Origin of the sequence: Marinifilum caeruleilacunae, assembly GCF_013141825.1 — a bacterium.
Lineage (GTDB): Bacteria > Bacteroidota > Bacteroidia > Bacteroidales > Marinifilaceae > Marinifilum > Marinifilum caeruleilacunae.
This window is the reverse complement of record NZ_RZNH01000011.1, coordinates 84,403-102,686: the sequence shown is the minus strand read 5'-3', so window position 1 is coordinate 102,686 and position 18,284 is coordinate 84,403. Positions and strand designations below refer to the sequence as shown.

General features: G+C 38.8%; 18 protein-coding genes. 8 read left to right on the top strand and 10 right to left on the bottom strand.

What is annotated here, in order from left to right; all coding sequences use genetic code 11:
• The first annotated feature begins 289 nt into the window (after nt 1–289).
• Nucleotides 290–1,567 carry a KamA family radical SAM protein gene (locus tag ELS83_RS08760; protein WP_171595168.1) on the top strand — a complete coding sequence of 426 codons (1,278 nt, stop codon included), beginning with the start codon at nt 290–292 and terminating at the stop codon, nt 1,565–1,567.
• A 126-nt stretch (nt 1,568–1,693) separates the two neighbouring features.
• Here the strand turns inward: ELS83_RS08760 and ELS83_RS08755 are convergent, their stop codons facing one another.
• The 7 genes from ELS83_RS08755 to ELS83_RS08725 all read right to left on the bottom strand — a co-directional run bounded on the left by ELS83_RS08755 (nt 1,694) and on the right by ELS83_RS08725 (nt 8,517).
• Entirely contained in the window at nt 1,694–2,191 is a 498-nt protein-coding gene (locus ELS83_RS08755) for a TlpA family protein disulfide reductase (RefSeq protein WP_171595167.1), read from the bottom strand.
• Between the two features lie 70 nt (nt 2,192–2,261).
• The gene (locus ELS83_RS08750) at nt 2,262–2,723 is read right to left on the bottom strand and encodes an RDD family protein (protein ID WP_249414431.1); all 462 of its coding nucleotides are present in this window, start codon (nt 2,721–2,723) and stop codon (nt 2,262–2,264) included.
• Between the two features lie 163 nt (nt 2,724–2,886).
• Nucleotides 2,887–3,681 (bottom strand): alpha/beta fold hydrolase domain-containing protein, encoded by a 795-nt coding sequence (locus tag ELS83_RS08745; protein WP_171595165.1) that lies wholly within the window; start codon nt 3,679–3,681, stop codon nt 2,887–2,889.
• 65 nt (nt 3,682–3,746) lie between these two features.
• Nucleotides 3,747–4,940 (bottom strand): outer membrane protein assembly factor BamB family protein, encoded by a 1,194-nt coding sequence (locus ELS83_RS08740; protein WP_171595164.1) that lies wholly within the window; start codon nt 4,938–4,940, stop codon nt 3,747–3,749.
• A 166-nt stretch (nt 4,941–5,106) separates the two neighbouring features.
• Nucleotides 5,107–6,666: a M81 family metallopeptidase gene (locus ELS83_RS08735; RefSeq protein ID WP_171595163.1), complete on the bottom strand. Its 1,560-nt coding sequence runs from the start codon at nt 6,664–6,666 to the stop codon at nt 5,107–5,109.
• 229 nt (nt 6,667–6,895) lie between these two features.
• Nucleotides 6,896–7,129 (bottom strand): zinc-ribbon domain-containing protein, encoded by a 234-nt coding sequence (locus tag ELS83_RS08730; RefSeq protein WP_171595162.1) that lies wholly within the window; start codon nt 7,127–7,129, stop codon nt 6,896–6,898.
• 50 nt (nt 7,130–7,179) lie between these two features.
• Nucleotides 7,180–8,517 (bottom strand): YihY/virulence factor BrkB family protein, encoded by a 1,338-nt coding sequence (locus tag ELS83_RS08725; RefSeq protein ID WP_171595161.1) that lies wholly within the window; start codon nt 8,515–8,517, stop codon nt 7,180–7,182.
• Between the two features lie 144 nt (nt 8,518–8,661).
• Between ELS83_RS08725 and ELS83_RS08720 the strand changes: the two genes are divergently transcribed.
• The 7 genes from ELS83_RS08720 (at nt 8,662) to ELS83_RS08690 (ending at nt 15,920) form a co-directional block, all read left to right on the top strand.
• Complete coding sequence (locus tag ELS83_RS08720; RefSeq protein WP_171595160.1) at nt 8,662–9,744, top strand: serine hydrolase domain-containing protein; 1,083 nt, start codon at nt 8,662–8,664, stop codon at nt 9,742–9,744.
• 66 nt (nt 9,745–9,810) lie between these two features.
• Nucleotides 9,811–10,494 carry a response regulator transcription factor gene (locus ELS83_RS08715; protein ID WP_171595159.1) on the top strand — a complete coding sequence of 228 codons (684 nt, stop codon included), beginning with the start codon at nt 9,811–9,813 and terminating at the stop codon, nt 10,492–10,494.
• Between the two features lie 3 nt (nt 10,495–10,497).
• Entirely contained in the window at nt 10,498–11,754 is a 1,257-nt protein-coding gene (locus tag ELS83_RS08710; protein ID WP_171595158.1) for a sensor histidine kinase, read from the top strand.
• 15 nt (nt 11,755–11,769) lie between these two features.
• Nucleotides 11,770–12,555, top strand: coding sequence for a glycosyltransferase (locus ELS83_RS08705; protein WP_346728152.1), 786 nt, complete (start codon nt 11,770–11,772; stop codon nt 12,553–12,555).
• A complete protein-coding gene (locus tag ELS83_RS08700) occupies nt 12,555–13,196 on the top strand; it encodes a lipid-A-disaccharide synthase N-terminal domain-containing protein (RefSeq protein ID WP_171595157.1) in 642 nt (213 codons plus the stop codon). The genes ELS83_RS08705 and ELS83_RS08700 overlap by 1 nt, the downstream gene beginning before the upstream one ends.
• Nucleotides 13,197–13,201: 5 nt before the next feature.
• Nucleotides 13,202–14,941: an ArnT family glycosyltransferase gene (locus ELS83_RS08695; RefSeq protein WP_171595156.1), complete on the top strand. Its 1,740-nt coding sequence runs from the start codon at nt 13,202–13,204 to the stop codon at nt 14,939–14,941.
• The gene (locus tag ELS83_RS08690; protein ID WP_171595155.1) at nt 14,925–15,920 is read left to right on the top strand and encodes a GDP-mannose 4,6-dehydratase; all 996 of its coding nucleotides are present in this window, start codon (nt 14,925–14,927) and stop codon (nt 15,918–15,920) included. Before ELS83_RS08695 ends, ELS83_RS08690 begins: the two co-directional genes overlap by 17 nt.
• Before the next feature lie 144 nt (nt 15,921–16,064).
• On the opposite strand, the gene ELS83_RS08685 is transcribed toward ELS83_RS08690, so the two are convergent.
• The 3 genes from ELS83_RS08685 to atpC form a co-directional block, all read right to left on the bottom strand.
• Nucleotides 16,065–16,730 carry a glutathione peroxidase gene (locus ELS83_RS08685; RefSeq protein ID WP_171595154.1) on the bottom strand — a complete coding sequence of 222 codons (666 nt, stop codon included), beginning with the start codon at nt 16,728–16,730 and terminating at the stop codon, nt 16,065–16,067.
• 80 nt (nt 16,731–16,810) lie between these two features.
• A complete protein-coding gene (locus ELS83_RS08680) occupies nt 16,811–17,848 on the bottom strand; it encodes a glycosyltransferase family 9 protein (RefSeq protein WP_171595153.1) in 1,038 nt (345 codons plus the stop codon).
• Nucleotides 17,849–18,038: 190 nt separating this feature from the next.
• A complete protein-coding gene (gene atpC, locus ELS83_RS08675; protein WP_171595152.1) occupies nt 18,039–18,278 on the bottom strand; it encodes an ATP synthase F1 subunit epsilon in 240 nt (79 codons plus the stop codon).
• Nucleotides 18,279–18,284: the final 6 nt, after the last annotated feature.

Below are 18,284 nucleotides of genomic sequence, written 5' to 3'. Positions count from 1 at the left end.
TTTAAAAATTTTAAATATTATACATTTGTGCCACAGCTATTTGATACGCTGGGACATTAGTCTTCCTTTACAGCTGACAATGAACAGTTTATGTGGAAAATGTCCCAATTTTTCCCTAACTTGAACTATGGGGAATCTCATTTGTAGCCTATAACTCTGAAGAGTTTCACACGTACATCTGCGCTACCATATCCTAATAGCTTGTTTTTGAGTAAATAATTACAACCAGGGGGAGTAATCGTGTTCACACGCGCTTACTTGTTAAAACATCAAAACCAGATATTAGCCTATGAAGTATAGAGCTTACACACTGAAGACCTTTAAGAAAATTCCTCAGATTAGTAAACTGAGCGAGGAGCAGATTTTTGATATTGAAGTTGTTGGAGAGGTCCTTCCATTTAAAGCAAACAATTATGTAGTTGATGAGTTGATCGATTGGGATAATTTCGAGAACGATCCGATTTTTATTCTAACCTTTCCTCAAAAAGATATGCTTTCGGCCGAACACTACAACAGAATGGCCGAATTAGTAAGAAGTGGTGCTTCGAGACCCGAAATCACCAAAGCTGCCAACCAAATTAGAATGGAGTTGAATCCAAATCCGGCTGGTCAGGTTCACAATGTTCCTGAATTAAACGGCGAAAAATTGGTTGGTATCCAGCATAAATACGACGAAACCATGTTGTTTTTCCCATCTCAGGGTCAAACATGTCATGCATACTGTACTTTCTGTTTCCGTTGGCCACAGTTCACCGGTATCGATGAACTAAAGTTTGCCATGAAACAGGTTGATTTGATTATTGAATACTTGCGTCAGAATCCTTCCATTACCGATTTGTTGTTTACAGGTGGTGATCCGATGGTTATGAAATCGAAGGTATTCGAACAATACATCGATGCAATTATTGCTGCCGATATACCAAACCTAAAAACCATTAGAATTGGTACCAAAACATTAGGTTACTGGCCATATCGTTACACAAGCGATGATGATGCACAGCAACTATTGGATGTATTCAAAAAGATCCATGACAATGGCTTGAATCTTTCGATTATGGCTCACTTCAACCACATTAACGAAATGAGCACAGAAGCAGTAGAACAGGCTGTGAAGAATATTCGTGCAACAGGTGCTGTTATTCGCACACAGTCGCCAATCATGAAAAATCTAAATGCTGATGCAGATATGTGGGCTCGCATGTGGAGAAAGCAGGTAGATTGGGGAATGATTCCTTACTACATGTTTATTGCTCGCGAAACTGGAGCTCAGGAATATTTCGCAGTAACACTTGAAGAAGCATGGGATATCTTCCGTAAGGCATATGCACAGGTTAGTGGTGTATGTCGTACAGTTCGCGGACCAAGTATGTCGGCTAATCCTGGTAAGGTGCAAGTATCGGGTGTAACCGAAATCAATGGCGAAAAGGTTTACGTTCTGAACTTTATCCAGGGAAGAAATTCCGACTGGGTTGGACGTCCTTTCTTTGCAAAATACGATCCTAAAGCTCTTTGGTTAGATGATTTGAAACCAGCTTTCGCTGATCAATTTTTCTACGAAGAGGCTTAAGCTATCAAGATATTTTTATTCAAGACCTGTCAGTTTTCTGATGGGTCTTTTTTTTGGGAAAGTCGAAAAGTTCAAGAGTCGAAAAGTCTAAAGGTCGAAGAGTCTGGAAGTTTGGGTTTGGCGAATTTATTGGAGTAATTCTATGGCCTCATCGTAGGTGTGAGGCAGTTTTTTATGCAATACCTTCATTTCACGATTTACCAGGAAAAACACGGGAATACCGCCAGTATATATTTCTTCCCCTTTAAAATTTGCCGACATAAATTGCCTGATGCCAACAGCTTGGAATTTGCCTTTGTCGGGCCCTAAAAAATCGAGAAAGTAGGATGCATTCTCCAAACCACTGGCCGTAACCAATGAGTCTACCTCTTCCTTGTTTTTACTTGCTGCAATTAATATCAATTGATATTCATCCTGATTGAGATCCTTCATCAATTTTGGTAAGCTATACTCCAAACTTTTGCGACAACCACTGCACCAGGTGGTCCAGATGTACACCAATGTTTTGTCTTTTTGGGAAACAAGCTCTTCAAATTGATTCATATCAATAAGCCTTTTCTCATCAATAGGATTGGTGCAAGAAAAGCAGAAGGTCAAAAATATGCTTAGAAATAAGTATCTCATGATAATGCAGTTAAGATACTTTAAGTTACAACTTGTATCTGAATTGATGAATTTTTAAGGATTGGAATATCTACTGAATTCCTTGTTCTTTATCGGTCGTATCTATTACAATTGTATGGCCCCAAATATCACCAAGACGTTGATGATATCTCGTATTTGCGATGAACAAAAATCCAATTAATCCGAACATGAATAAATCAATTAAATCAGGAATATGCCTCTTTACTGACTGTCCAAAACTTAGTTTTTGATTTTCGAAAGATTGAATGGAGACAGGTTTTAAATCTGACAGGTAATTCCCTAATGTTGCTCCAAGAACTTGTTCCATTCCAATCGTCATAAATCCCCAGAACACAATAATTACCCAAAACGGAAGTCCTGATAATAAATATCCATTTTCTATTGGCTCAGCATAAAAATAGAACATGACACTTATAAAAGTTAGCACAATTGAGTAATCAATAAAAGCTGCGCTTATTCGTTTTCCCAAATTGGCTTTTGTCTTTATTTCTATTTTCGTGATCGATTCCATTTTCAAAATTCATTTTTTTGTAAAAATAATATATTTTATAAATCATACATCATGCCATAAAAATAAAGGGAAGAGCACAAAATACCCTTCCCTTACCAAGTCTGTGAATCTTAACTTATCCCGCAATTGTAACTTTACCAATCTGCGGTTTTTCTAACCATAACTAATTCTTAATTTCTTTTAAAAATTCTGTAATTGCATTCCAGTATTCTTCCCCACCCTGCTGATTTGTCCACAAGGCACGCGAACCATGATGCCCTGCTCCTTCTGGCACAAATTGCACTTGTTTTTCACCAAGTTTGTGTTTTTCCAAAAGTGCTTCTACGTACTGAGCTTCCCGATTCGAACTGGTCAGGAACATTGGTTTTTCAAAGCCTTCTAATTTGTCAATTAAAGAACCTTTTTTGTCAGCCAAATAATTACCAGGACTAAATGATATTACAGCCGAAACTTCTTCCATTTCAACACCTAAATAGAGTGCCAGGGTCGAAGAATAGGATGATCCCCAAAGGATCATTTTATCTGAAAAATTCTTACTTACATATTGAATTGCCGCACGAATATCAGGTTCTGCGTCTACATATTCTATTGCCAATCCCTTTTCAACAGCTCTTAGGTAGGTTTCGTTCTGAGTTTTTCCAATTGGTCCTCCTGAACGTTGATCGATAGCCATACAATTGAAACCCATTTGGTTCAACCTCTCGGCAATGCCCGAATATTCGAACTTATTGAATCTTGCCTGGTGACAAAGCAAAATAAATGGCGATGTTTCATCAATCTGATACAGATGTGCTGTAATGGTAAGTGAGTCTAAAGAAGGAAATTCCAATACTTTTGGAGATTGTTGCAATTTCTCCGTTTTTACTGCTTTAGTTGTAGCATCTGCTTTTGGGGCTTTTTGCTGACACGAAAATAGGATTACAGCCAGTAACAAGGCAATTATAGGAAGTTTTTTCATCATTTATAATTTAGTGTGTATTAGTAAGATGATTAAATGTAAGAATACCCTATCAGAAAATAAATTTATTTTAATTTGTAGGCATAAAATACGCCATTTGCATCACCAAAATATACGATTCCATTTTCTATAATTGGCGTCGAAAGAATGGCTCCCAATCCAAGAATTGTTTTCTCAGAACCTATAATGTCTTCTCCATACAGTTTAAAATCGCTTCGAAACTCATCTTTTTCGTTGTAAACCTTACGGTAATTCTTCTTGCTTCCATGCGTCTGAAAAACCTCTTCTAATTTCTGTTTCGACTGATCGAGTTTGTATAATTTCCCATTGAAACAGCCAAAATAAATCTCATTTTCGAAGGATAATGCCCTGCCATAAACCCGCATGTTAACAGGAAAAGAGAGTTTTTCATGCCCGCTTTTAGCCGACAAAGCAAAGAACCTATGGGAATCAGAAGTTCCAAAATACACCAAATCATCAACAACAAGTGGAGGTGCTATCACCCAGCTTCCTTTCTCTTTCATATTCCACATGCCTGTGCCGGTTTCCAGGTTTAGTGAATAAACATTGTAATCCCTGCTTCCGAAAATTACTGAGTTTTGGTAGATGGCAGCTCCTCGCTGAATTTCACCTTTGGGAAAATAAGTATCGCCAACGGTATTAAATTTCCAAACCAATTCTCCATTATTAGAATCTAAGGCATAAAAGAATCCATCAAAACTACCCACATACACCTTTTCTTTATGCACCAAGGGGCTTGCATGCACAATTCCACCTGTTTTATATTTCCATAGTAATTCACCATTGGCTGGATTTAGGGCATAAACATGTCCATCGCCACTGCCCACAAAAAGCTTGTCATTTGCATATACAGGCGATGACAGGTAATAGTCCCACATATCCAGTCTTTTTTCACCTTCAGTTTGAAAAGTCCATTGCTTCTTTCCGCTTTTCTGGTCAAGAGAATACACCAATCCATCGCTACTATTAAAAATCACCGAAGCTTTGTACAGCAATGCCTTAGATTTTATTTCTCCTTTGCTTTTAAATTTCCATTCTAAGCGACCATTTTCCTTGTTTAAAGCATACAAACATGAGTCCTTGCTTCCAATGTAAACTGTGCTTTCATCTATTGCAGGAGTTGAATAAATACCAGCTTTGCTAGAGAAATCCCAAAGCAATTGGCTCTGGCCATACAGTTCGAAAGAGAAAAAAGAAAAGAATAGAGTAACTAGAAGAAGCTTGTGTATCAGTTTCATGGCATCTTGTTTTTAGATATATCTATATGATGATTAAAATTAAGAATACCCTGCACCAAAATGAATTTTATTTTTGTGACTTCCTTTTCGTGATTTATCTGCATAAAAAAAGGCAGTACAAAAACTTGCACTGCCATTTATAGATATTTCTTTTCAAATTTACATTCTATTGATCCGCCAAAGGAATCATTCGTGCCGACAGATCCGGATTCTCCATATCTGCATCGAATGGGAACATTGGACGTTTAATTCGTTTGTGTCCCAGGCGTATCAAATCCTGGTCTACTCCTCCCGGCGTTAGTGCCATTAGCCAATCGCCACGCATGTTGTACAGTTCTGGCACCAAATAGCCAATTTTCACCATCACAATATCCGTCTTGCGCGGATCTAATCCCAAATTGGTAAAATCTTTTTCGTAATGATATGGCTTACGGATTTTGGTCACAATTACATACATACTTCCCACCTTAACAACCACTTCGGTTTCGGCATGTTTATCACCATGTCTGATTTTTTCAATCTTTCCTTTCAGCATAACCGGTCCTGAATAACGAGCATCCACATTAGCTCCTGCTTCGGCTTCAATTGTTGCGCCTTCTCCCAATTTTACCGCTTTCTCAACGAATTTTGGCCCTGGAATCGAGGCGTAAATCAAGGAAGGTCCATCAGCCTTCTTAAACTCTGGTCTTTTTAAGAGCTCAGCAAGTGTCCAGGTTACATCACCTGCTCCACCGGCTGTTGGGTTATCACCCATATCGCTAATGATAAATGGCTTTTTATCGCTCTTTATTGCTTTATTCAAACTCTCATCGAGTGAAGCAACCGGAGCAACAAATTCGAAGTCTTTTCTTACCTCCCAAAAGCTTTTGGCCAGGTATTCGGCCGCTTTTGCTACTTCTTCTTTGCTATCGCCATAAGCAGTAACGGTTGCTGTATTTCTTGGTGCATCGCCCCAGGCATAACCTACCCAAATGGCAGCATCAATCACGCCTTCTTTTTGGGTTAGCGGATCGATTTTGGAATACAAGCTTTTTCCTGGTTCAATTCGGGTACTTGTTTTTTCGCCCGGTAAAAGAACCGGAACCGGAATCCAGGCTTTGTATTTAGGCTTGCCTTTTCCGCTTTCCAGGCGCTCCAGAAGGTTTGTTACAGCCCTTCTCCTGGTCTCCATGGCATCTTCGTGCGGTGCCAAACGGAAACAGGTAATCAAGTCGGAATGTTTTACCAGTTCAGGCGTAACATTTCCATGCAAATCCATGCTTGTAGAAATCATACAATCAGTTCCAACTACTTCTCTAATCCTTGTAATCAGATCTCCTTCCGGATCATCTATTCCTTCCACGCTGCTTGCTCCGTGAATATCCAGGAACATGGCATCAAATGGTCCGTTTGCCTTTAGTTTATCTACGATCTCTTTAGCGAATGATTCGTAAGTTTCGCGGGTAACAATTCCGCCAGGAATGGCACGTGCTCTTAGGGTTGGTACCCAATCAGCTTGCTTTCGAAGGATTGAATCCACTCCAAAAAATGGATAGTAATCGAATATTTCATCACCTCTTAATTGCTTAAAGGCACTCACATCGCTCCTTGCAGGCGAAAAAGTGCTGGATTCAATCCAGAATCCTGCAATGGCAATTTTAGGCAGTTCTTTCTTCTCTTTTTTTGCACAGGATGAAATCATCAGCATGCACAAAACAAAAATCGCGATAACAGATTTGTTGTTCATCAATTTGAAATTTAGGTATTCAGATTTGGCTTTTGGGATACTTTAATATCTCTATATGCTGGTAAAAATAATGATTAATGCAGTTCTTTTCAAGACAACGATATTCTCGACACAGATTATTACGATTCTATATGATCAATTATGATTTTGATCTGCAGATATCTTGCTTCACCTCTCTACTTGTCTTTTGATGTAAGTTTTAGATTGAATTGTTCCTTGTTAACTGATCTCACCTCATCCTCTCATATTCTTCCTTTTCCATTTGCCTGCCATTCCTGCATATTGGACAATAGTAGATATACCTGGTTTTAATCGGAAAAACCGAAATGAAAAACAGGCTGGCATAGGTAGCATTTTTTTCCAAAGTCCAGTGAGTTGTATTGTTGCAATTGTAGCAGTGTTCCTGCTGATAGGATTGGCGCTGTTCGATCACCTTATCGTTGGCTCCGAAGATGAAGATCATAGGTTATAAAGGTTTTAATATCAAATTAAGAATTGACCATTATTCATTGTTTAAATGTCTTTTAGCAAGATCTCTCTTCCTTCTACCGAGAAAGATTTTCGATATTCGGCAATGATCAACTTTAAATCGGCGTAGACTTCTGTTTCCAGCACAGGAATGTTATCTGATCCTGTTTTTTCAAGCAAATCAATTACCTTACTTACCGTCATTTCGTTGATATCGAAAGCAGGCTGATAGGCCATTTGTTTGTCTTTTTCGGTGGTCAGTTCCGATATCAATCCTGAATTATTGAGATTAAACAGAATTTCCCGAACCAACCTGATTGGCATTTCCAATTCGTGCGATATCTCCTGCGAGCACAATGGCTTTTTATCTTGTTTGAAATTCTGCACGATTAAATTCAAAACATAGAGGCTCAACAATCGCTTGTAATCGTATGATATTTCGGTAGTTTCGGCTTCGTACTCGTAATTTTCGACATTCTGCTCGGCAAAAGAGATTTCTGCGCCAAAAAGCACCACTAGCCAACTCAGTTGTAGCCACATTAGGAAGAGCGGCAAGGCAGCAAAACTACCATATACAGCATTGTAAGTGGTTACCATTCTCTGGAACTCGATATACAGCACCTGGAACAGTTGGTAAATGGTTCCGGCAATGATACCGGCAATTAAGCCCGATTTGAATTTCACATGGGTATTGGGCATGAAAGTATAGAGCAAGGTAAACAAGATCCAAACCAGAAAGAAAGGTGCCAACTGAATTAAAAAAGTAAGAACCGGCCCTACAGTTTCCATCAGTCCACTTCCCTGGGTAATTTCCTCGATCATGGTTTTCAGCACTACGGTTGCACCACTGGAACCAATCAATAGAATTGGTGCAAAAATCATCAGAGCGGTATAATCGCTGAATTTTCTTCCCCACGACCTGGGCTTTTTAATTCGCCAAACATCGTTAAACGATTCCTCGATATTGCTCAAAACCTTAATTACAGACCAGAACAAAATCACGAATCCCAAACCAGCTATTAAGGATCCCTTGGTATTTTCCAACATTTTATTGGCAAACTCTATCAGCCAGGTTAAAACCTCTTGTTGGCCAGCCAGGTTGGCTTTCAATTCCGTTTCCAGTTTTCCTTCCAGGTCAAAACCTTTTGCAATTCCAAATGCCATGGCCAATACAGGAACCACCGATAACAAGGAATAAAAAGTCAAAGCCGATGCCCTTAACTGGCATTTGTCTTCGTAAAAGCCTTTCACTGCCAGGAGGTAAATTCGCAATTGCCTGATTAAAAAATACCGGTGTCCCGATAAATCTTTCAAACGCATGTTCCAAACTCCACGGCTCAAAAAGTTCATTGTCAGATCGAAATATTCGCGAATTTTACTCATTAATTGTGGTTTTTATAATAGATCTTATAGTTCGCAAATTAATCAAAAGGATATGATTTGACAAATAGCACAGGTCACATCATTGCAATACTCATGTCTGAATATTTTTATAATTTTAAGTCATCATCCACCAAAACAATACTTATGAAATTCTTAAAACTTTCCCTGACATTCGTCTTTGTTCTAGCAGCCTTATCCTGCCAAAGTAAAAAAAAGGAAGCAAGCACAGAGGTAAAACAAGCCATTGAACTGACCCATGAGTTTATCGCAAAAAATAATATTCCCGGACTTGCTATTACCGTATCGGTAAAGGGTAAAAATGTACTTTCCAAAGGTTTCGGATATGGAAACCTGGAAGCTCAAACCAAAGTTGATCCGGCCAAAACAAGGTTCCGAATTGGCAGTATCTCGAAACCTGTAAGTGCCGATGCTTTAATTCAACTGTGGGATCAAAACAAACTTCAGCTTGACTCTTCCATACAGTATTACCTTCCTGATTTTCCGAAAAAACAGGCAAAAATTACCAGCAGAATGGTAGCTGGGCATTTGGCCGGAATTCGTCATTACAATGGTAACGAGTTTTTAAGTGCAAAACACTACAATAGCATCAACGATGCGCTGGAAATTTTTGAGAATGATCCGCTGATTTCATATCCCGGCAGGGAGTACCATTATTCAAGCTATGGATGGAATTTATTGAGTCGAATTGTTGAAAAAGCTTCGGGCGAAGACTTTCTTGCCTATATGCAAAAGCATGTTTTCGATCCGTTGGAAATGCACAATACCATAGCCGATCATACCGACAGCATTATTCCGAACAGAACTGGGTTTTACCAGAGAATTGAGAACAACAAAATTGTAAACGGCGCCTATGTTGACAATAGCATTAAATGGGCCGGTGGCGGATTTTTATCTACCTCGGAAGATGTTATGCGATTTGCAGTAGCGCATAGCAAAGCCGGTTACCTAAACCAGAAACAGATTGATGAACTGACCCGTTCGCAAAAAACTACAAATGGAACTATTACCGAATACGGCATTGGCTGGGCCAGTGGTACCGACAATAATGGGCACTACTACTATGGTCATTCCGGTGGTTCAATTGGAGCAACCACACACATGATTGTTTACCCTAAAGAAGAGGTTTGTGTAGTGGTTTTAACCAACTTATCGAGGGTAAGATTCAGGAGTTTTAGTCACGATATTGCCAATCTGTTTATGAAATAGGCAAGATTTGAAGCAAATTCTCGTTTATTTGCAAACTAAGAATCCCACTTCTTAAATGCAAGCCACATGAATAAAGAGATTTTATTGATTGAAGATGATTTGAGTCTGCAAAAAACCGTTGCCGACTATTTGAATTCCTCGGGCTTTACTTGTGTATGTGCCGCCAGTATTGCTGAGGGAAAACTCTTGTTCGATAAAAAGTTTTATCCCATTGTTTTGCTTGATTTGGGCTTGCCCGATGGGGATGGTCTGGATTGCATTCCTTTTATCAAATCCATTTGGGACCAAACAGGTGTAATTATCATTTCGGCTCGCGACAAGCTGGAAGATCGCGTGGATGGATTGAATCTTGGTGCTGATGACTACCTGGTGAAACCTTTTCACTTGTCGGAATTAAATGCAAGAATCAATGTAATTCTGAGAAGGAATCCTCATTTCGACAAGAGTACACTTTCGTTTGAAGAAATCGAAATCGATACCTACTTAAACAGCATTAAAATTTCGGGAATTCCAGTCGAGTTTAGTAGAAAAGAGTTCGATTTGCTGCTCTACTTTTTTGAGAATAAAAACCGTGTGCTCACAAAAGAGAATTTGTATGAGCATGTTTGGGGAGAAAACTCTGTTTTTATGGATAATTCCGATTTTATATATACTCATATCAACCGATTGAGAAGGAAAATTAAAAAGCATACCGGGAAAAATTATATCAAAACCGTGCATGGAATCGGATACAAGTTGCAAAATCAATAAAACATGAAGCTACTTACAAAAATTAATCGCAATTACTTAAAGTATGGCAGTATCTTATTTCTTGCGATAGATCTTATCGTAATACTACTGGTTTCTTATTTAGATCGTAAGGAAACTTTGCACGAATTAAGAATTGGCGCAACAGAGGTTGTAGATGTAATTAAATATCATGGCCACTTTCCAAATATCCCTCCCATATACACGGTTGAAGAAATTGATTCTGACATCGTGGTTGAAGGGGTATTCAAAGATACAATCATGTTTGATCCGGAAGATCAACACATGGATGACTTCCTGGAATATCGTTTTTCTTCGGTGATAAATGGTACAAATTACTTGATTACACATCGCCATAGAACTTTTACCTATCCACAACTCTTTTTACAGGTTACTTTGGTGATTACCGGCTTGTTGCTGATTATATTTTTGGCATTGCTTTTCTATACTCGAATTATGAGCAGGCAAATATGGGGAGTTTTCGAACGTAATTCAGAACTTCTGAATAAATACTCATTTGCTTCGCCTGATCGGTTGGTATTGGAAAAAACCAATATCGATGAATTTGATGGTTTAAACCAGGTACTGGAAAAAATGTCGGACCGCCTGAGCAGAGATTACCTGGCTTCCAAAGAATTTTCGGCCAATGCAGCCCACGAACTGCAAACCCCTTTGGCCATTATCAGAAACAAATGCGAGGATCTTCTTTCCGAGAGTGATGTAAAAGAATCTGCCATCCATTCCATTCATGATATCTATAAAGAAACAGACCGCTTATCTGGCATTACGAAAGCCTTGTTGCTTCTGGCTAAAATAGATCATGGACAGTTCAACGAAGAGGAAAAAATCTGCATGACAGAAATTATTCGGGAAAAGCTGGATTTTTATGCCGAGGTAATTGAGGAATATGATCTGAAAATCAATCTGAGTACTGTAAATGACTGTATGCTATTTATGGACAAACGTTTGGCCATTTTGTGGGTTCAGAATATTTTGGTAAATGCCATTAAAAACTCTCCAAAAAGCAAAGAGCTGGATATCATTTTGAATGGAAACAAACTATCTGTCAGCAACTTTGGCGACGAAGCCATTCAGCAACCCGAGCAGATTTTTAATCGATTTTACAAAGAAAACCGGGGCAAGGAATCATCGGGAATTGGCCTGGCCATTGTAAAGAAAATTGCCGACCATTATCAAATGAATATCAAATACTCCTTTAAGGATTTTAAACATACTTTCACATTTGAATTTCCTGCCTGTTAGATTTTTGTTAGATCTGTGACAGACTTTTGTTCCATGTTTTTAATGGGAACAGAAGAATTAACAGATCATATCATGAATTTATCGCATCCAAAATTTGAACTTACCATTGTAGTTCCGGTTTACAATGAGGAAGATAACCTGGTAAGGCTAAAAGAAGAATTCAACTCTTACTTTTCCACATCTCCTTATCGTTCCAAAGTATTGTTTGTGAACGATGGATCGTCGGACTACAGTCAGATGATGATTGAGAACATTTGCAAAAGTTCCGACCGATATCAATACCTTGAACTAAGCAGAAACATGGGATTAAGCGCGGCGCTTAAAGCCGGAATAGACCATGCCGACACCGAGTTTGTAGGCTATATTGATTCTGATTTGCAAACCTCTCCTTTCGATTTTGATTTCCTGATGGAATATCGCCATGATTATGCCCTGGTTACCGGTTATCGACGAAACAGGCAAGATAGCTTTGTGAAAAATATGAGTTCGACCATAGCCAATGGCTTTCGCCGATTCATGACCAAAGACAAAGCCATTGATACAGGTTGTCCGTTAAAAGTGATGCAAACAAAATATGCTCAGAAAATTCCATTTTTTACAGGCATGCATCGCTTTATACCAGCATTAATCATGCTACAAAATGGAGAAATGAAACAAGTTCCCGTGAATCACTTCCCACGAATTGCGGGAGAAGCAAAATACCATTTGTTCAACCGATTGGTAGGTCCTTTTAAAGATTGTTTTGCTTACCGCTGGATGAAAAAACGATACATCAATTACGAAATCTCGAATCAAGGCTAATGGAAAGTGTCTTGCTTTATTCGGTAGGATTTTTAGCCCAGGCTCTTTTCTCAGCTCGTTTGCTGGTGCAGTGGATAAAGTCCGAAAAAGCCGGAAAATCGCTTTCGCCGGCCATATTCTGGCAGTTAAGCATCCTGGCTTCCTGGCTCTTGTTTTTGTATGGATTATTGCGCAACGATTTTGCCATTATCCTTGGACAAATGATTGCCTATACGATTTACATTCGCAATCTTCAGCTACAAAATCGCTGGAAAGCACTGCCTTTTATTACCAGGATTTTAGCTCTTGCGACTCCTGTAATTGCCATAGCCAGCATTTTACAAAACTGGGACATGAACTATGCTCTCCTGTTCAAAAACGAAGAAATTCCTTTTCTGCTTCTGCTTTGGGGCGTGGCAGGACAAATCATATTCACTTTCCGATTCGTTTACCAGTGGATCTACTCCGAACACAAAGGAAAATCGTGTTTGCCCCTGGGATTCTGGCTCATTAGCATGATCGGTTCATGCATGATTTTATCCTATGCAATCTATCGAACAGATCCTGTACTTTTTATCGGACAAGGATTTGGCATGATTGTTTACGCTCGCAACATCATCCTAATCAGGAAAAATAACGTCTTACTATCATCTGAAAAATAAGATCAATGAATTTTGAAAACAGATTAGACCAAAACAGGTATGGACATGCCTTTTTACTTGCCATTGTCTGCTATATAAGCTTCTTTCTTTTCAACGATGAGTTCTTTGTGAATATCATGGAAGCAAGAAACTTTGTTACCGCCCGCGAAATGATTGAAAAAGGCAATTGGCTTGTACCAACCATGAATGGGGAATTGCGATTGGCCAAGCCTCCCTTTCCCACCTGGATTACCGCAATTTTTGGTAGCCTGTTTGGTATGGAAAATTTGGCCATGCTAAGATTTCCAGCAGGCATAATGGGCACACTGATGGTCTTTTTCATGTATCGGTTCAGCCTAAAATTAAGTGGAAATAAACTAAAAGCTTTAAACAACAGCATCGTGCTGATTACCAGCTTTTATGTACTTTATATGAGCAGAACAGGAACCTGGGATATTTATTGTCACAGTTTCATGTTGGGTGCCATCTGGCTTCTGCATAGCGCCTTTAATAATCATAACAGTAAAGGTTTATGGATTAAGTTTTCGTTCGCAGGCGTTTTGTTAGGATTATCCTTTTTAAGTAAAGGTCCGGTGGCATTTTTTGCTCTCCTTTTGCCCTTTCTAATTGCTTATTTTACAATTTACAAGCCTAAAAAACTAAGGCAAAATGTAAAACCTGTTGTTCTTTGTCTCATCATTTTTGCAATCATCAGTTTTTGGTGGCCGGTTTACATTTCAATAGCACATGCCCAGGAGGCAGCGGCTGTTGCCAAATTGGAATCAGGATCGTGGATCAATCGCCATGTTCGCCCTTTTTATTACTATTGGAACTTCCCCATTCAATCGGGAATTTGGACAGTTGCCATTTTTTCTAGTTTGCTTGTTCCTTATGCCCTCAAAAATTTTAAGGCAAAAAAAGAATACAAATTTGCATTGATATGGACACTCTCTTCGGTCATTCTCCTGTCCTTTATTCCGGAGAAAAAAGATCGATACCTTTTACCGGTTTTAATACCTTCTGCAATGCTGGCCGGACAGTTGTTTCATCATTTTTACCTGGTATTTAAAAATCACACGCACAAAAAAATGGATCGAATCCTTTTTGGAATGAACATTTGGATATTGATTTTGGCGGCATTTGCAGCTCCAGCCGGTGTTTTTATCATCTTTTTAAAAGCAAAGCTGATATCGCTTCCTGCCTTTGTTCTGTTTACAATTCTTTCAGAGTTGATATGCATTAGCCTTATCATTTGCTGGCACAATAAAAATGTGAGAGCAATGCTACTTAATGCGGTCGGACTCATGCTTGTGGTCATCATTTTTATCATTCCATCTACCGATGATCTTCTCAATCAGAATCCGAATTTTAAAAGTATTGCCGCACTTCGCAATCAGCCTGAAATCAACAAATACAACTATTACAGAATTGGAAAGCACGACTTCAGAATTGAATTGGTATATGAAATTGGGAAAGAGGTAAAAGAATGGAAGATCCAATCCCAAAACTCTCTTCCTGAAACACAGCCTTTTGTTGTGCTGTCGTCCGAACATCCGAATGACTTGTTTACCAGTCAGCAAAAGGCAAAATTCAAACTGGAGGTTCTCGATTATTTCGACAACAACAAACAGCGTCCGGGAAAGAGACGAAACAAGGAACATTTCAAAAAGTATGTGAGTTTGATCACGCCCATTTCGGCAGTTGGAAAAACAGAAATCGTAGAAGGAAATTCAGAAAATATCTATGAAAATGAAACAGGAAAATAAAAGGAAACAGAAAATTCTTGTAACTGGTTGTGCCGGATTTATCGGTTCTCATTTGTGTGAAAGATTATTACAAGTGGGCTATCCTGTGGTTGGTATCGATAATTTCGACCCTTTTTACTCCATCGATCAAAAAATGGAAAATATGGAGGGCTTTAAAAGACACAAAGCTTTTTCCTTTTACCAGCTGGACCTTTGCCAGGGTGCTACTTTACAAAGAGTTCAGGAAGATGTTTCCCTAATTGTACACCTGGCAGGCAAAGCTGGTGTACGACCATCAATTGAAGATCCGCAAGGCTATATCGACAGTAATATCAGTGCAACACGGAACATTCTGGATTTTATGAACAAACGAGGCATTAAGAAACTAGCCTTTGCCTCCTCCTCATCGGTTTACGGAAACAATAAACTCGTTCCATTTACCGAAGATCAGAATGTGGATCATGTAATTTCTCCCTATGCCTTCTCGAAAAAAGCATGTGAACTTTTAAATCACTCTTATCACCACTTGTACAATTTGGATATTGTAAACATGAGGTTTTTTACCGTATTTGGTCCGCGTCAGCGCCCCGATTTGGCCATTCATAAATTCCTAAACCTGATGATGAAAGAAGAAGCCATTCCTGTATTTGGCGAAGGCAGCACCGCCCGCGACTATACCTATGTAGAAGATACTGTGGATGGGATTCTGAAAACCTGCGAATACTTGTTTGCAAATAAAAATGTATTCGAAACCATTAACCTGGGAAACAGTTATCCAATTCGCTTGAGCGAAATGATAGAAAGTATTGCAAAAACTTCGGGCATTAGGCCCATCATCAATCGGATGCCAATGCAAGCTGGCGATGTAAATCAAACTTTTGCAAACATTCGAAAAGCACAAGATCTAATTGGATACGACCCAAAGTTTAGCTTCGAAGAGGGAATGAAACTTTTTGTGGAGTGGTTTAAAAGAATTCATATCAAAGAAATTGTTGCATAAGATAGCCGATTGAAAAAACAGTCAAACTGATTCACGAAAATGGATAGTTTTTCTATTGATTATATCTCACTTGGGATTGTTATGAAAGGGTCCGATCTCAAGCATTTTTAAATAAAAAAGAGCTCCTTTTGGAGCTCTTCTCTTTTATAATAATTTCTTCACATCTTCTTCCATACTCTCAGGAGTGATATTGGGTTCAATTCGCTGAACTACTTTCCCTTCTCTGTCGATCAGGAATTTTGTAAAGTTCCATTTTACGCCATCACCTTCGTAAATTTCAGGAAATTTCTGACTTAAAAAGCCTTTGAATTTTTGTCCGGATTCTGAATCATCAAAGCCTTTGAAGGACTTTTCGGACACCAACATTTGGTATAAAGGATGGGCATTCTCGCCACGAACTTCAATCTTTTCGAACATTGGGAAGCTTACACCATAGTTTTTCTGACAAAACTCTCCAATTTCTTTGGCCGATCCGGGCTCCTGTCCTAAAAATTGGTTACAAGGGAAACCTAAAATTACCAATCCTTGATCTTTGTATTTTTGGTACATGGCTTCCAAACCTTTGTATTGTGGAGTTAAACCGCATTTGCTTGCCGTATTCACCACTAAAACTAATTTTCCTTTGTATTTGTCCAGATTCACCTCTTCGCCTTGCAGAGAGTTCATTTTATAGCTGTATAAGCTTTTGCTGTCGCACTTCTTTTTAGAGCAACACTCATTCTTACACTCTTTTTTTTCTTTTTCCTGGGCAATGGTCTCACTGGTATAAACTCCTACCAATACGATAAGTAGTAATGCTAATTTTTTCATGAATTTTTGTTTTGATTTGGATATCTAAGATATCATAAAATTCACGAAGTCGGAAGAAATAAAATACTTTTGTGTCTGATTTAAGATTCCATTAACATTTTCACCTCATCGGCAAGCCAGTTTGGGCTAATATCTACCATACATTGTTGGTAAATTTTCATTTTGCACTTGCCTGATCCATCCTTGGTACAAGGGCGACATTTCATATCAACTTCGAGGGTTTTGATATGATCGCCAGTGGTAAATCCAAATGCAGTTGGACCCATTAAGGAAAGAGCAGGTATTTTGAACTTATCTGCTGCATGCAGAAATCCGGTATCGCCCGATATCACCAAATTGGATTTTTGAACCAGGTAACAGGATTCCAACAGGTTGGTTTTTCCACTTAGGTTAAGTACTCGTTCCGGAGCAACTTCTTCAATCTCTTTACAGAAAACATCTGCCGGTCCGGCAAGAATCATAAAATGATAATCAGGCAGAAGATCCACCAGTTTTTGCCAGTGAGAAACCGGCCAGCGTTTCATTTGCCAGGCAGCCGATGGTACCAGGGTAACGAGTTTATCCTTCTCTCCTTTCAGTTTGCCCATTACCTGCTCATTCATTTTTTCTTTCAGTTCAGCTGGGAAATGCCAAGCTTCATTCACCTTCGAATAATCGTTTATTCCCCATTTTTCGAGCGGTTTTCGGAATGAGAGCATGCCTCTAAATGGCATTGGAAAGCGATCGATTCTAAATTTGAAAAGCAAAATTCTTTTGATTCTGTCCTTACTTCTCATGGTAAATTTTGGACCTATGCCAAACCAGCGTTTCCAGCGTGGAACCAAAACGGTTTTTAAAACAATTGAGCGAATATTTGAATGCGCATCGTACACATAATCGAATTGTTCCTGTTTAAGCTGTTTTGCTTGCTGCAAGAGGCCTTTAAATCCCTTTTCACGATCGAATCCCCACACCTTATGAATTCGTTGATCCATGGCCAGAAAAGAGGACATGTCCTTTCTTGCGATCCAATGTATTTCGGCATCAGGATAATGATTTAAGATTCCATCGACGGCAGTCATACATTGAATGATATCTCCAATGGAGCTAAAGCGGATAATCAGGAATTTTTTAGGCATATTTTACTAGATGTGAGATGTTAGGTACAACAAAATTTCGCTTCTATGGGGTACAAAAATAAACAATTCGAGAGACTTTGCAGATCGATTTACTCAATTCCTGCAATGATTCCAAAGATGAATATAAATCCAATAAAAAAGCCCGGATTAAATCCGGGCTTCATATATCATTTACAATTAAGTTTTCATCTTAATTATCAGCCAATACTGAAATTACATTTTTCTTGCATTCTACAACTCCTCCACCAATTTCGAAGAAGATATCATCTCCTTCCAAAGGTCTCAGTTTAATGGTTCCTTTTTCAAGGGTAGAAACAATTGGAGCGTGATTTTTCAGTATCTCGAAAGATCCATCCTTACCAGGAAGCTGAACCAAAACAACTTCGCCTGAATAAAGACTTTTTTCCGGTGTTACTATTTCTAAATGCATATTAAT